Annotated in this window: 13 protein-coding genes; 6 read left to right on the plus strand and 7 right to left on the minus strand. The window is 69.6% G+C overall.

Annotation, left to right across the window (positions count from 1 at the left end; genetic code table 11):
• Positions 1 to 172: 172 nt before the first annotated feature.
• Together ACZ7M7_RS17215 and ACZ7M7_RS17220 are read right to left on the minus strand one after the other, a co-directional pair.
• Positions 173 to 358 (minus strand): hypothetical protein, encoded by a 186-nt coding sequence (locus ACZ7M7_RS17215; protein ID WP_369275248.1) that lies wholly within the window; start codon positions 356 to 358, stop codon positions 173 to 175.
• Positions 359 to 458: 100 nt separating this feature from the next.
• Positions 459 to 1,619, minus strand: coding sequence for an ROK family transcriptional regulator (locus ACZ7M7_RS17220; protein WP_472117391.1), 1,161 nt, complete (start codon positions 1,617 to 1,619; stop codon positions 459 to 461).
• Between the two features lie 192 nt (positions 1,620 to 1,811).
• On the opposite strand from ACZ7M7_RS17220, the gene ACZ7M7_RS17225 reads away from it, so the two are divergent.
• From ACZ7M7_RS17225 to ACZ7M7_RS17240, 4 genes are read left to right on the plus strand one after another with little or no spacing between them, the layout of a single operon-like run.
• A complete protein-coding gene (locus ACZ7M7_RS17225; protein ID WP_472117394.1) occupies positions 1,812 to 2,777 on the plus strand; it encodes a carbohydrate ABC transporter permease in 966 nt (321 codons plus the stop codon).
• An 18-nt stretch (positions 2,778 to 2,795) separates the two neighbouring features.
• Positions 2,796 to 3,713 carry a carbohydrate ABC transporter permease gene (locus tag ACZ7M7_RS17230; RefSeq protein ID WP_383627349.1) on the plus strand — a complete coding sequence of 306 codons (918 nt, stop codon included), beginning with the start codon at positions 2,796 to 2,798 and terminating at the stop codon, positions 3,711 to 3,713.
• Positions 3,714 to 3,735: 22 nt separating this feature from the next.
• Positions 3,736 to 5,073, plus strand: coding sequence for an ABC transporter substrate-binding protein (locus ACZ7M7_RS17235; protein ID WP_472117397.1), 1,338 nt, complete (start codon positions 3,736 to 3,738; stop codon positions 5,071 to 5,073).
• Positions 5,074 to 5,087: 14 nt separating this feature from the next.
• Positions 5,088 to 6,290, plus strand: a complete 1,203-nt coding sequence (locus ACZ7M7_RS17240; RefSeq protein WP_472118020.1) for a Gfo/Idh/MocA family protein — start codon at positions 5,088 to 5,090, stop codon at positions 6,288 to 6,290.
• Positions 6,291 to 6,331: 41 nt separating this feature from the next.
• Here ACZ7M7_RS17240 and ACZ7M7_RS17245 read toward each other — a convergent pair whose 3' ends face one another.
• On the minus strand, positions 6,332 to 7,033 hold the full coding sequence (locus tag ACZ7M7_RS17245; RefSeq protein WP_472117400.1) for a L,D-transpeptidase family protein: 702 nt from the start codon (positions 7,031 to 7,033) through the stop codon (positions 6,332 to 6,334).
• Between the two features lie 158 nt (positions 7,034 to 7,191).
• Positions 7,192 to 7,989: an SDR family NAD(P)-dependent oxidoreductase gene (locus tag ACZ7M7_RS17250; RefSeq protein WP_472117403.1), complete on the minus strand. Its 798-nt coding sequence runs from the start codon at positions 7,987 to 7,989 to the stop codon at positions 7,192 to 7,194.
• Between the two features lie 50 nt (positions 7,990 to 8,039).
• Between ACZ7M7_RS17250 and ACZ7M7_RS17255 the strand changes: the two genes are divergently transcribed.
• Positions 8,040 to 8,588 carry a hypothetical protein gene (locus tag ACZ7M7_RS17255; RefSeq protein ID WP_472117406.1) on the plus strand — a complete coding sequence of 183 codons (549 nt, stop codon included), beginning with the start codon at positions 8,040 to 8,042 and terminating at the stop codon, positions 8,586 to 8,588.
• Here ACZ7M7_RS17255 and ACZ7M7_RS17260 read toward each other — a convergent pair.
• The 3 genes from ACZ7M7_RS17260 to ACZ7M7_RS17270 form a co-directional block, all read right to left on the minus strand.
• Positions 8,579 to 9,493, minus strand: a complete 915-nt coding sequence (locus ACZ7M7_RS17260; RefSeq protein WP_472117409.1) for an SDR family oxidoreductase — start codon at positions 9,491 to 9,493, stop codon at positions 8,579 to 8,581. The genes ACZ7M7_RS17255 and ACZ7M7_RS17260 overlap by 10 nt on opposite strands.
• 154 nt (positions 9,494 to 9,647) lie before the next feature.
• The gene (locus ACZ7M7_RS17265) at positions 9,648 to 10,277 is read right to left on the minus strand and encodes an MBL fold metallo-hydrolase (protein WP_472117412.1); all 630 of its coding nucleotides are present in this window, start codon (positions 10,275 to 10,277) and stop codon (positions 9,648 to 9,650) included.
• Entirely contained in the window at positions 10,277 to 11,365 is a 1,089-nt protein-coding gene (locus tag ACZ7M7_RS17270) for an S-(hydroxymethyl)mycothiol dehydrogenase (RefSeq protein WP_472117415.1), read from the minus strand. The genes ACZ7M7_RS17265 and ACZ7M7_RS17270 overlap by 1 nt, the downstream gene beginning before the upstream one ends.
• 277 nt (positions 11,366 to 11,642) lie before the next feature.
• Between ACZ7M7_RS17270 and ACZ7M7_RS17275 the strand changes: the two genes are divergently transcribed.
• Positions 11,643 to 13,466: an ABC transporter ATP-binding protein gene (locus ACZ7M7_RS17275; RefSeq protein WP_383601695.1), complete on the plus strand. Its 1,824-nt coding sequence runs from the start codon at positions 11,643 to 11,645 to the stop codon at positions 13,464 to 13,466.
• Positions 13,467 to 13,469 lie beyond the last annotated feature (3 nt).

Consider the following 13,469-nt stretch of genomic DNA (forward strand, 5'->3'; position numbering starts at 1 on the left):
GAAGTGCGCGCCGGGAGAGCATGCCGTCGGCGAAGTCGACGATGCCGTAGCAGACGGCCGAGGTCAGTGCGAGAAGGGCACCCATTGGATCAGGGGTGCCCGTGCGGGGTGTTCCGATGCGTGGCGGGACGGGCCGAGGAGGATGCTCGGGCGGCCTGCGCCGAGGCGAGTGTCAGGCCGCCTTCACCGGCTGCAGGGCCGCTGCGGCCCACTCCAGGACGAGGCGCTGGTATTCCTCACGCTGCTCGACGCTCAGTGTCCCGCCCGACCGGCGCCACAGCGCCCGGATCTCCTCGTTGACCTCGTCAGCCGATCGATCGGAGGCGATTTCAACAGTGGTGGACATGCTGTGAAGCATACGGCGCCGAAGGTGAAGGCCATGTGAGTAAGAATGCGCAATACGGACATACCGGACAGTGTTGCTGATCACGTCCATCTGTCCCCGCAGATCGCGGAGTTCAGGCTTCCGTCGCCCCCAGCACCAGCACCTGGATCGCCAGAACGGCGGCGCCACGGGCCCAGTCGTGAAAATCGGACACCTTGGTCTCGAGGTCGATCGGCGCGGCCAGCGGATGCCGCTGGGCACGGATGGTCTCCGTCACAGTCTTCCCGGCGACGTCCATGAGGCCCACCCCTTCTCCGGCGAGCAGGATCTTCTGCGGCAGCACGAAGTTGGCGATCTGGGCGACCAGGGTGCCCAGGGCGCGGGCCGCCTCCTCGATGACCCTGACGGGCATCGGCTCGCCCGCCGCGGCACCGACCAGGATCTCCTCGTAGGTGCGGTCGCGGCCGGTGGCGGCCTGGACCTGGTAGCGGATGCTGGGGATGGTCAGCAGGGAGACAGCGCTGCCGCGCGCCCCCTCCGGGGTCAGCGGACCGTTGGGATGGACGATCCAGTGGCGGCCGAAGCCGCGGTCCTCCTCGGCGTAGGGCACCCGCTTGCCGCCGAGGACCAGCCCGTAGCCGATGCCGGCACCGATGGTGAGGACCACGAAGCGGTCGAGGCCGCGGCCGGCGCCGAACCACGTCTCCGCCTCGACGAGGGCGGCGACGTCGTTCTCCACGACAACCGGCAGCCCCGTGCGCTCCTCGACCAGTTCGGCGAGCGGCACACCACGCCAGTCCAGGAACGGTGACTCCCCGACCACGGCCCGGTCCTCGACGAAGCCGCCCACGCCGATGCCGATGCCCGCGAGCCGTGGGTGGTCGCCGGCCAGCACGTCGGTCATCTCCCCCAGCAGGTTCACCACCGCGGCCGGTTCACGGGTGACCAGCGGGCGGTCGTAGCGGGCGACGATCTCGCTCCTGAGGGTGGTCAGGACGCCGTAGACCATGTCATCGGTGATCTTGAAGCCGAGGAAGGAGAGGGATTCGGCGACGACGTCCAGCGGCTGCGACGGGCGCCCCTGACGCACCTCCGCCGGGCCACCCGCCTCGGGCACCTCGACGAGGAGGCCCGACTCGATCAGCGGTTTGGTGAGCCGGGTGAGGCTGCCCGCGGACAGGTCGAGTCGCCGGGCGAGTTCGGTGCGCGACAGGGGTCCGCCGACGAGCACCTCGATCGCGACCGAGCGTTCACCGGGACTGAGAGGGGGCCAGCTGGCGGCTACTGGGGTCATGGTCGTCAGGCTCCCACATGATCTTGTCTCTGATTTTTTCTCTCTGATTTTTTTCTCTGCAAAACCAACAGGGCCATTCTAGAGCGGTCGGCCTGGCTTGAAGAAGATGTTCGCGCACCTCTTGACGGCTGGATTCTTCCGCGACAAAAGTAAGTGGCGCCGAGGACGAGCCGCAGACGAGGGAGTCTCCTGATGACCATCGCCTCCAGCAGCCCACCTTCGCGCCTGCCGCTGGGTGGCGCCGAGGGAGTAGGGACCAAGTCGAGGACGCGGCGGGCGCGCTCCCGCGAGAACGAGGGGGACGGGCGGCTCGCCGCGGTGTTCATCGCTCCGGCGATGCTGGGTTTCCTGGTCTTCCTGCTCTGGCCGACGCTGCGCGGCATCTACCTGAGCTTCACCCGCTTCAACCTGCTCACGCCGGCGGAGTGGGTGGGCCTGGACAACTACGTGCGGATGGTCCACGACCCGATCTTCTGGGAGTCCCTCGCGGTCACCGTCGAGTACGTGGTCATCAACATCGGCGTCCAGACGGTGTCGGCGCTCGCCATCGCCGTACTGCTGCAGCGGCTGACCCAGTCGGCGGTGCTGCGCGGGGTCGTGCTCACGCCGTATCTGATGTCGAACGTCGTCGCGGGCATCGTCTGGCTCTGGATGCTGGACACCCAGCTGGGCATCGGCAACGAGATCATCGCGGGGATCGGCGCCGACCGCGTCCCGTTCCTGGCGGACGAGACCTGGGCGATCCCGACGATCGCCCTGATCAACGTGTGGCGGCACGTCGGGTATACCGCACTGCTGCTGTTCGCCGGCCTGATGGCGATCCCCAACGACATGTACGAGGCCGCAAAGGTCGACGGCGCGAGCGAGTGGCGCATGTTCTGGCGGATCACGATGCCACTGCTGCGACCGGTCCTGGCGGTCGTTCTGATCATGACGGTGATCGGTTCGTTCCAGGTGTTCGACACGGTCGCCGTGACGACCGCGGGCGGACCGGCGAACGCCACGAACGTCCTGCAGTACTACATCTACGGCGCCGCCTTCGGCCGCTTCCAGTTCGGGTACGCCTCGGCGATGTCGGTGGCCCTGCTGGTCGTGCTGAGCGCGATCACCGTCCTGCAGTACCGGCTCACCCGGGCCGGCCAGAGCGACCTCGGCTGAGGGAAGGGAGACACCGACATGGCTGCCGTGGCAGACACCACGACCGTACGGCGCGTCAGGCGCAGGCCCTCCTTCGGGCGGGCCGTGGCCTGGGCGGTGATGGCCGCCGTCGTGCTCATCACGCTGTTGCCGTTCTACTGGATCCTGCGCACCGCGCTGTCCTCGAACACCGCGCTCGCCGCCCATCCCGGCGATCTGCTGCCCGTGGATCCGACGACCGGAGGCTTCGAGCGGGCGCTCGGTCTGCAGTCGGCCGAGGAGGCGATCGCCCAGGGCGGTTCGGGCGGCGGGCTCAAGTTCTGGCGCTATCTGATCAATTCGGTGATCGTCTCGACCCTGATCACCGTCTGCCAGATCTTCTTCTCCGCCATGGCGGCGTACGCCTTCGCGCGGTTGCGCTGGCGCGGGCGGGAGAAGGTGTTCGGGCTGTTCCTGGCGGGGCTGATGGTGCCTGCGATCTTCACGCTGCTCCCCAACTTCGTGCTGATCAAGCAACTCGGCCTGGTGGACAACCTGTTGGGAGTGGCGCTTCCGACGATGTTCATGACGCCGTTCGCGGTGTTCTTCCTGCGGCAGTTCTTCATGAACGTGCCGCGGGAGGTGGAGGAGGCCGCCCTGCTGGACGGGGCCGGGAAGATCCGGATCTTCTTCCGGGTGATGCTGCCGATGGCGTCCACGCCGATCCTCACGCTGGGACTGCTGACGTACATCACCGCCTGGAACGACTACTTCTGGCCGTTGATGGTGTCCTACAGCGACAGCTCGCGCGTGCTCACCGTCGCGCTGGCCATCTTCCGGGCACAGACCCCGCAGACGGGCTACGACTGGTCCGGCCTGATGGCGGCCACTCTGATCGCCGCCCTTCCGATGCTCGTGCTGTTCGGCTGCTTCGCACGGCGCATCGTCAGCTCCATCAGCTTCACCGGCATCAAGTAAGGGGACTGGGATGCGAGTTCGGATGCGTACGATCCTGGCCTTGGCCGGGGCGATGGCGCTGTCCCTGGCCACCGGCTGCGCGCAGGGCGGCGCGGCCGGGTCGGGCGGGAACACGGTGACGTACTGGCTGTGGGACGCCAACCAGCTGCCCGCGTACCAGGCCTGTGCGAAGGGGTTCGAGAAGCAGAATCCGGGCCTGAACGTGAAGATCACACAGATGGGCTGGGCCGACTACTGGACCAAGCTCACCGCGAGTTTCATCGCGGGCACCGAGCCGGACGTCTTCACCGACCACATCCAGAAGTTCGGGCAGTTCGCCGACCTGAACGTGCTCGAACCGCTGGACGACCTGGGCATCGACGATTCCGCCTACCAGACGGGGCTGGCCGCCAACTGGAAGGGCCAGGACGGCCATCGCTACGGCGCACCCAAGGACTGGGACACCGTCGCCCTCTTCTACAACCAGAAGTTGGTCAGGGAGGCCGGGCTCACCGCCGACGGCCTCGAGGGCCTCTCCTGGAACCCGGAGGACGGCGGCACCTTCGAGAAGACCATCGCGCATCTGACCGTCGACAAGAACGGCAGGCGCGGCGACGAGAAGGGCTTCGACAAGAACAACGTCAAGGTGTACGGGATGGCCACCGGCGGCGCGGGCGACGCCGACGGGCAGACCACCTGGAGCCCGTTCGTCGCCTCGGCGGGGTGGCACTACACGGACCAGGCGCGCTGGGGCACCAAGTACCAGTACGACAGCAAGACCTTCCAGTCGGTGGTCGACTGGTACTTCGGCCTGGCGAAGAAGGGCTACCTCGCGCCCTTCACCGACTACACCGACGGCGCCAACCCGGCCAACGCCCAGGTCGCCGCCGGCAAGGCGGCGACCTCCTTGGACGGCGCCTGGATGATCTCCACCTACTACGGCACCAAGGGGCTCGACGTCGGCACCGCACCCACGCCGACCGGCCCGACCGGCAAGCGGGCCACCATGATGAACGGCCTCGCCGACTCCATCACCAAGAACGCCCGCAACAAGGAGGGCGCGAAGAAGTGGGTGCGGTACCTCGCCTCGAAGGAGTGCCAGAAGGCCGTCGGCGGCTACGGCATCGTCTTCCCCGCGACCCCTGACGGCACCGACGCGGCCGTGGCCGCGTACGGGAAGAAGGGCATCGACGTGTCCGCGTTCACCGAACCGGTCACCGACAGGAAGAACTCCACCACCTTCTCCTTCCCGATCACCGACTACGCGGCGGACGTGTACTCCCTGATGCGCCCCGCGATGCAGGACGTCTACGCCAACGACGCCCCGGCGAGCGGCCTGACCAGGACCAACGACCAGATCAACCTCATCCTCGGCCAGTGAAAGGCACACACTCCATGACGTTCTCCCTCGGCATCGTCGGCGCCGGCCAGTTCTCCGGCCAGTTCGCCACGCTGTTCCAGGCCCACCCCGGTGTCGGCGACGTGTACGTCACCGATCTGCTGCCCGAGCGGGCCGAGCAGCTCGCCGACGCACAGGGACTGGCCGGCACCTTCCCCTCGTACGAGGCGATGCTGGAGTCGGCGGCCGTCGACGCGGTCGCCATCTTCACCCAGCGCTGGACCCACGGGCCGCTGGTGCTCCAGGGTCTGAACGCCGGCAAGCACGTCTACTCCGCGGTCCCCATGGCGATCACCACGGAGGAGATCGCGGCGATCATCGACGCGGTCAAGGCGACCGGTATGACCTACATGATGGGCGAGACCAGCGAGTACAACCCGGCGACCGTGCACGCGCGCAACCAGATCGCCGAGGGCGCCTTCGGGCGGCTCTTCTATGCCGAGGGCGACTACGTCCACGACATGGACCTGGGGTTCTACGAGGCGTACCAGTACAGCGGCGGCGAGAACTGGAAGGCGACCGCCTCCTATCCTCCGCTGCTGTACCCGACGCACGCGGTGGGCGGTGTGCTGGGGGCCTGGCGGACGCACGCGGTGAGCGTGTCGGCGATCGGGGTCGTGGACGACCGGGGTGACGGGGTCTTCGACAAGAGCGTCAGCCAGTTCGGCAACGACGTGTCCAACGCGACGGCGCTGTTCGAGGTCGCGGGCGGTGGCTCGTTCCGTACGAACGAGTTCCGGCGGGTCGGCTACCCGTCGCACATACGGGAGTCGCGGTTCCGGTTCTTCGGCACCGAGGCGAGCATGGAGCAGCTCGCCACTGTGGCCTTCTGGCAGGACAAAAAGGGTGTCAAGGACATCAGTGAGCTGCTGGAGCCCAAGCCCACCATGTCCCCCGACGACCCCTCGCTCCAGCACATCGCGCCGGAGCTGCGGGCGGCCTTCACCTCGGGGTCGGCGCCGGTGCACGACCGCGCGCGGCTGCCGCGGGCCTTCGACCATCTGCACAACGGCCACGAGGGCAGCCACCACTTCCTGGTGGACGACTTCGTGACCGCGGTCAACACCCGCACACTCCCGTCCGTGAACGCGTGGGTGGCCGCCCGCTACACCCTGCCGGGCATCGTCGCGCACGAGTCCGCGCGGCAGGACGGGGCCAGGCTGGAGATCCCGGACTTCGGGGACGCGCCGGAGGCGTGACGTTTCTGCCCGTTCTCCGGCGAGCCGGGTGCCTGCGTGTGTCAGGTGCCCGGCTTGCGGCCGTACACGTAGACGTCGTCGCCGTTCTTCAGCAGTGACCAGTACTTCTTCGCGTCGGTCTTGGTCATGTTGACGCAGCCGTGCGAGCCGGGCGGGTTCCACATGCTGACGCCGACCGAGTGGAAGGCCTGGCCGCCGTCGAAGAACTGGGAGTACGGCATCGGCACGTGGTAGATGGTCGACACGTGGTCGATGTTCCGCCAGTAGATCTTCTTCAGGCCGGTGCGGGTCTCGTAGCCGTTACGGCCGGTGCGGACCGGCACCGGGCCGTACACCAGCTTCTTCCCGTCCTGGATCCAGCTCAGCTGGAGCGTGAGGTTCACGCAGGCGATGCGGCCCTTGTTGACGGGGCACTTGCCGTCCTTGTTGGGGTTGTTGCCGACGGCCTTCTGCTTGTTCATCAGGTCCATCACGCCCCATGTGACGGGACCCGCGTAGCCGGCATTCGGGGTGATGCCGTGCTTGGTCTGGAAGGCCTGGATGGCCTTGCAGTCGGCGCTGGACTGCTTGCCGTCGACCGGCCGGCCGAGGAACTTCTCCACCTTCTTCTGATACGGGCCGGCCTGCGTCGTGCAGCTCGGAGCCGCCTGCGCCGGTGCGGCGCCGAGCGTCAGCGCGAGCGGTGCGACGAGTCCTGTGGTGATGCCGAGTGCGACGGCACGCCGTCTGCGTATGTCCCCCATGGCCGGGCCTCTCCCTTGGGTGTTCCTGTGGACTTCTGCCAGGTAGACCGCTGTACGGGGGCTTCGGTTGTGGTGCGCGCCGGGCTGTGACCGAACGGTGAAATTTCGCCAGGCCTGAATGTGACCCATGTGGCCTGGCTCACTCGGTGAGCGGGGAGTCAGGCGTCGCCCGGGCGGCGCACCGCTGCCCGGAACCCGGTGTTGACCGCGGTGAGGCCGCCGTCGACGGTGAGGGTGGCGCCGGTGATCCAGGCGGCGTCGCGGGACGCCAGGAAGGCGACCGCGGCAGCGATGTCCTCGGGCTCGCCGACCCGGCCCAGCGGGTACAGCGGGCGGATCGCGTCGAGTTCCGCCTCCCGTCCCTCCCACGCCGAGGTCCGCACCGTGCCCGGCGTCACCAGGTTGACGCGGACCGAGCGGGCGGCGGCATGCCCGGCGAGGGTGCGGGTGAGGGAGCCGAGTCCGGCCTTCGCGGCGCTGTAGGCGTGGTTGCCGAAGTCCTGCAGGCCGTTGACGGAGCCGATGTTCACGATGGCTCCGCGGCCGGTGGCTGCCAGGTGCGGGAGTGCGGCACGGCAGCAGCGGTACGTTCCGGTCAGGGTGACGTCGAGGTCGCGGGCCCACGCCTCGTCCGGACCGTCCTCGAAGAGCGCGGTGTCGGGTGAGCAGGAGGCCGCGCTGTTGACCAGGACGTCGAGCGAGCCGAAGGCGTCGACGGCGTGGGCGACGGCCGCCTCGACGGACGCGGGGTCGGCGACGTCGCATGCCGACGCCTCCGCCGCGAGCCCCAGTCCCCGCAGCCTCGCCGCGGACCGCTCGGCCTCGGGCCCGTCCACGTCCGTGACGAGCACGCGGGCCCCCTCCTCGGCGAACCGGCGGGCGGTCGCCACGCCGATGCCGCGGGCCGCGCCGGTGATCAGAACTCCGTGACCTGCAAAGCGCGTGGTGTCCGTCATGACCCGAACCGTAGTGCCGCAAGGATCATCCGGGCAGATAGCGTGCGTCCATGTCCGCGTTCATGCAACAACTCCCCGCACTCATAGGCGTCGTGATCGGCGCGCTCGGCTCGTACATGGCGGTCGTGCGGGGCGACCGGATGAGGTTCCGGCGGGAGCAGACGGCGCGTTGGGAGGAGCGGCGGCTCACGGTGTACGCCGAATACGCGCAGTCGGTGAAGAAGACGGTCACGGTGACGTACCGGGTCGCGGCGCGGGCGGGCGTCGATCCGTACCCGGATCCCCTGAGCCTCGAGGAGGCCCAGCCGCTGCTGGCCGAGGCGAGCATCCGCCGGGACCCCTCGGGTGAGGCACTGATCATGCTGGGCAGCCCCGCGGTGGTGGAGAAGGCGCGGGACTGGGTCGTGGCGGCGATGGAGATGGAACGGTTCGTGCGGGAGGGCCGGGACGACCGTGCGGCCTGGCAGGCGCTGCTGGAGCGGCAGCGCGCCGGCCGCGAGGGCTACTACGCGGCCGTACGCGACGATCTGGGCCTGCCGCCGGGCCACTCGGCGCGCTGGCCGCTCCCGGTCATGGACCCGCCGCCCCCTCAGCGGTAACCGGTCGTGTCCGCCGGCTTGCCCGCGTCCTGGACCTCCACGAGGTACCGCCAGGCGTCGGGCCGGCTGCCGTCGAGGTCGGTGAAGCCGTAGACCGGCGCGAGCTGTCCGCTGGAGAGGGACTCGCCGTTCCAGCGGGCCACGTCGGGGTCGGCGGCGAGGGCGGCGACGGCGCGGCCCACGTAGCGCGGGGTCTCGGAGATGGCGAAGTGCGGGACGCGTGCGAGGGCGTCGCGCCAGTTGTCCTCGCGCACCTCGAACGCGTCGAGCATCATCTCCGAGCGCAGCCAGCCCGGGGTGAGCGCGACCGCGGTGGCGCCGCGCGGTCCGAGTTCGTGGGCGAGGGAGAAGGCCATGCGCAGGACGGACGACTTGGCGAGGTCGTAGAAGAAGGAGTTGCGGTAGTTGGCGCCGTTGTACTCGGCCGTGCCGTCGGTCATCTCGACGACCAGTCCGCCGGGGTGGCGCAGGAGCAGGGGCAGGGCGTGGTGGCTGGTGATCGCGTGCGTCTCGACCCCGAGCCGGAGCAGCCTGAGGCCCTTGTCGAGGTCGTGCTCCCAGACGGGGCTGTCCCAGGCGAAGAGCTTCTCGCCGCCCCAGACGTCGTTGACGAGGACATCGAGGCGGCCCTGTTCGTCCGCGATGCGGTCCACGAGGACACGGACCTGGGCGGGGTCGAGGTGATCGGTGGGTACGGCGATACCGTGCCCGCCCACTTCGGTGACGAGGTCGGCGGTGTCCTCGATCGTCTCGGGGCGGTCGTACTCGGAGCGCCGGGCGCGGGTGCTGCGTCCCGTCACGTAGACGGTGGCGCCGGCCGCCCCGAGCTCCACGGCGATGCCGCGTCCGGCGCCCCGTGTCGCGCCTGCGACGAGTGCGACCTTGTCCTTCAACGGCTGTGACATGTCCGGCCTCCCGACCCTGTGCGCCCGGCCCTGTGCGAGCGGTCTCGTCTTCGAGGGTGCCGGGTAAGCCGGACATCTTCTGTCGTCTTTTGCTGGTCCTGCTCCGGTCTTGCCGTGGGGTCACCCGGCCGGGCGCAGGCGCGCGTCGGATGCGTCAGTGGCCGCGGTCGATCCACTCCTGGAGCTGCGGTGCCTCCGCGCCGATGGTGGTCCCGTCGCCGTGGCCGGTGAGGACCTTGGTCTCGGGCGGGAGGGCGAGCAGGCGGGTGCGGATCGAGTCGATGATCGTCGGGAAGTGGGAGTAGGAACGGCCGGTGGCGCCGGGGCCGCCCTGGAAGAGGGTGTCGCCGGTGAAGACGACGCCCAGCCCGGGGTCGTACAGGCACACCGCGCCCGGTGCGTGCCCCGGGGTGTGCAGGACCGTCAGGTCGACGCCCGGGCCCTCGATGATCTGCCCGTCCACGAGGTGGGAGTCCGGGTCGCGGTCCGGGTAGGTCTGCTTCCACAGCGGCAGGTCGTCGGGGTGGAGCCAGATCGTGGCGCCGGTGCGGTCGGCGAGGGCGGGCGCGGCGTCGATGTGGTCGTTGTGGGCGTGGGTGCACACGATCGCGGTGAGGCGCCGGTCGCCGACGGCCTCCACGATGGCGTCGGCGTCGTGGGCGGCGTCGATGACGATCACCTCGTGGTCGTCGCCGACGAGCCACACGTTGTTGTCGACGTCCCAGGTGCCGCCGTCGAGCTTGAACTGGCCGGAGGTGACGAGGCGTTCGATGCGGGCGGTCATCAGAACATCACCACCGAGCGCAGGACGTCGCCGTGGTGCATCCGCTCGAACGCCTTCTCCACCTCGTCGAGTTGGATGGTCTCGGTGACGAACGCGTCCAGATCCAGACGGCCCTGCAGGTGCAGGTCGATCAGCATCGGGAAGTCGCGGGAGGGCAGGCAGTCGCCGTACCAGGACGACTTCAGGGCGCCGCCGCGGCCGAAGACGTCCAACAGCGGCAGTTCCAGCTTCATCTCCGGGGTGGGCACGCCGACGAGGACGACCGTGCCGGCGAGGTCGCGGGCGTAGAAGGCCTGCTTGTAGGTCTCCGGACGGCCGACCGCCTCGATGACGACATCCGCGCCGAACCCACCGGTCAGCTCACGGATCGCCGCCACCGGGTCGGTCTCGCGCGAGTTGACGGTGTGGGTGGCGCCCATCGTGCGGGCCTTGTCGAGCTTGCGGTCGTCGATGTCCACGGCGATGATCTTCGCCGCGCCCGCCAGGTTCGACCCGGCGATCGCGGCGTCCCCGACGCCGCCGCAGCCGATCACCGCGACGGTGTCGCCCCGGCCGACGTTGCCGGTGTTGATCGCGGCGCCGATGCCGGCCATCACCCCGCAGCCCAGCAGGCCGGCCACCTGCGGGGTGACCGCCGGGTCGACCTTGGTGCATTGCCCCGAGGCGACCAGGGTCTTCTCGGCGAAGGCTCCGATGCCGAGCGCCGGGGAGAGTTCCCGGCCGTCCGAGGCGAGGGTCATCTTCTGGGTCGCGTTGTGGGTGGCGAAGCAGTACCAGGGCCGGCCGCGCAGACAGGCCCGGCACTGCCCGCACACCGCACGCCAGTTGAGGATCACGAAGTCGCCGGGCGCGACGTCCGTGACGCCCTCGCCGACCGACTCCACCACGCCGGCCGCCTCGTGGCCCAGCAGGAAGGGGAAGTCGTCACTGATGCCGCCCTGTTTGTAGTGCAGGTCGGTGTGACAGACGCCGCAGGCCTGAACCTGTACGACGGCTTCTCCCGGCCCCGGGTCCGGCACGATGATCGTCTCCACGCGCACGGCTTCGTCCTTGCCCGGTGCGATCACGCCGCGTACTTCCTGCGCCATGGTGCTCCACCCTTCCCTCGGCGGGTCTTCGTCCACTGCCGACCCTAGTTGTGACTGATCGGTAAGGGCGCGCGACAGACGCCATCCGGCCAGGCAGTCGCCCTCCGCCGGCCTCCAACGGCCCTCACGGAATTCTCCGGCGTCGGGTGTTCTCAGGAACAGCAGCCTGCCCGCGGTCACCGAACGGCCCCGGCGCTCGCGCGGGCACGAAAACGGCAGGCTCCGCAGGAGAGGGCCGACGTAGCCTGAAGGCTCCGTTCGACTCCGGAGGAGCCCCGTGAGCATCGCAGCGACCGAATCCACCCCGCCCACCTGGCGGCTGCTCCTGGGCTATGTGCGCCCGCACCGGTGGACCCTGCTGGTGGGTGCCGTGCTCTCGCTGGTCACCGGGGCCACGGGGCTGCTCCTGCCACTGGTGGCAAAGGGGTTGATCGACGACCTGTCCCACGACCGGGCCATCACCGGGGCTTTGGTGATCATGTCCGGGCTGGTCGTGGCCAACGCGGCGGTGGGGGCGCTCGGTTCGTATGTGCTGCAGCGCACCGCCGAGTCGGTGGTGCTCGGGGCGCGGCGCACCCTGTCGTCGTATCTGCTCAGACTGCGCATCACCGCCGTGGACCGCAGTGAGCCGGGCGATCTGATGGCCCGCATCACCTCGGACACGACGCTGCTGCGCGAGGTCACGACCGACTCGCTCGTGGGCCTCGGCACCGGAGGGCTCACCCTGGTGGCGACGGTGGCGATGATGGGTGTGGTGGAACCGGTGCTGCTGCTGGTCACCCTCGCTGTGATCCTCGGCGCGGGCACGATCCTCGGCGTGATCGTGCCGCGCATCAACCGGGCCAGTCGGCAGGCGCAGGACGCCGTCGGGGTGATGGGGGCCTCACTGGAGCGGATCCTCGGCGCCTTGCGCACGGTGAAGGCGTCCGGCGCCGAGCACCGGGAGGAGCGGACGCTGCACGAGGCCGCCGAGGAGTCGTGGCGGCAGAGTGTGCGGGCCGCCAAGTGGTCGGCGGCGGCGGGCAACACGGCCGGCCTCGCGATGCAGATAGCGTTCATCACGGTGCTCGCGGTGGGCGGGGCGCGGGTGGCGACCGGGGCGATCGACGTGGGCACACTGGTCGCGTTCCTGCTGTACGTCTTCTATCTGATGTCGCCGATCCAGCAGGTCGTCGGCGCGATCACGCAGTACCAGACCGGCGCGGCGGCGCTCGCCAGGATCCAGGAGGCGCTGCAACTTCCCGCCGAACCGGCCGCCGCGCCCGCCCCGTTGCCCTCCGCCGGTGCGCAACCCGCCGCGCTGGCCTTCGAGGACGTCCGCTTCCGGTACGCCGACGATCTGCCGTACGTCCACCACGGGGTGACGTTCGCCGTGCCCGCGCAGGGCATGACCGCCTTCGTCGGACCGTCGGGGGCGGGCAAGACCACCGTCTTCTCCCTCATCGAACGGTTCTACGACCCCGAGACCGGGACCATCACACTCGACGGGCGGGACCTGACGGACTGGGAACTGCCCCAACTGCGGTCGGCGATCGGCTATGTGGAGCAGGACGCCCCGGTCCTGTCGGGTTCGCTGCGGGACAACCTGCTGCTGGGCAATCCCGACGCGGACGACACCGCCGTCACGCGCGTACTGAAGACGACCCGCCTCGACGGCCTGGTCGCCCGGCTGCCCGGCGGCGTCGACACGCTCGTCGGTCACCGGGGCACCAAGCTGTCCGGCGGCGAACGCCAGCGTGTCGCCATCGCCCGCGCCCTGCTGCGCCGCCCCCGGCTGCTGCTCCTGGACGAGGCCACCTCGCAGCTGGACGCGGTGAACGAGGCGGCGCTGCGCGACACGGTCGCCGATGTGGCCCGTACGACCACGGTTCTGGTCGTCGCACATCGCCTCTCGACGGTGACGATGGCCGACCGGATCGTCGTGATGGACGGGGGCCGGGTGCGCGCGGTGGGCACGCATCGCGAACTCGTGGCGGCCGACCCGCTCTATGCGGAGCTGGCGGCAACGCAGTTCCTGGCGACGGCCGAAGTGACGACAGCCGAAATGACCACAACCGAAGTGGCGACAGCCGACCGACCGCTGCCGGGCGTGACCGAGTGACGA

The sequence above is a fragment of the Streptomyces sp. NPDC111606 genome (genome assembly GCF_055656945.1).

What these genes read in the sequence shown, in the direction of transcription:
- ACZ7M7_RS17235 (WP_472117397.1), top strand. Translation starts at nt 3,736, where the DNA reads ATGCGTACGATCCTGGCCTTGGCCGGGGCGATGGCGCTGTCCCTGGCC.
- ACZ7M7_RS17240 (WP_472118020.1), top strand. Translation starts at nt 5,088, where the DNA reads ATGACGTTCTCCCTCGGCATCGTCGGCGCCGGCCAGTTCTCCGGCCAG.
- ACZ7M7_RS17255 (WP_472117406.1), top strand. Translation starts at nt 8,040, where the DNA reads ATGTCCGCGTTCATGCAACAACTCCCCGCACTCATAGGCGTCGTGATC.
- ACZ7M7_RS17260 (WP_472117409.1), bottom strand. Translation starts at nt 9,493, where the DNA reads ATGTCACAGCCGTTGAAGGACAAGGTCGCACTCGTCGCAGGCGCGACA.
- ACZ7M7_RS17220 (WP_472117391.1), bottom strand. Translation starts at nt 1,619, where the DNA reads ATGACCCCAGTAGCCGCCAGCTGGCCCCCTCTCAGTCCCGGTGAACGC.
- ACZ7M7_RS17270 (WP_472117415.1), bottom strand. Translation starts at nt 11,365, where the DNA reads ATGGCGCAGGAAGTACGCGGCGTGATCGCACCGGGCAAGGACGAAGCC.
- ACZ7M7_RS17230 (WP_383627349.1), top strand. Translation starts at nt 2,796, where the DNA reads ATGGCTGCCGTGGCAGACACCACGACCGTACGGCGCGTCAGGCGCAGG.
- ACZ7M7_RS17245 (WP_472117400.1), bottom strand. Translation starts at nt 7,033, where the DNA reads ATGGGGGACATACGCAGACGGCGTGCCGTCGCACTCGGCATCACCACA.
- ACZ7M7_RS17250 (WP_472117403.1), bottom strand. Translation starts at nt 7,989, where the DNA reads ATGACGGACACCACGCGCTTTGCAGGTCACGGAGTTCTGATCACCGGC.
- ACZ7M7_RS17265 (WP_472117412.1), bottom strand. Translation starts at nt 10,277, where the DNA reads ATGACCGCCCGCATCGAACGCCTCGTCACCTCCGGCCAGTTCAAGCTC.
- ACZ7M7_RS17215 (WP_369275248.1), bottom strand. Translation starts at nt 358, where the DNA reads ATGCTTCACAGCATGTCCACCACTGTTGAAATCGCCTCCGATCGATCG.
- ACZ7M7_RS17225 (WP_472117394.1), top strand. Translation starts at nt 1,812, where the DNA reads ATGACCATCGCCTCCAGCAGCCCACCTTCGCGCCTGCCGCTGGGTGGC.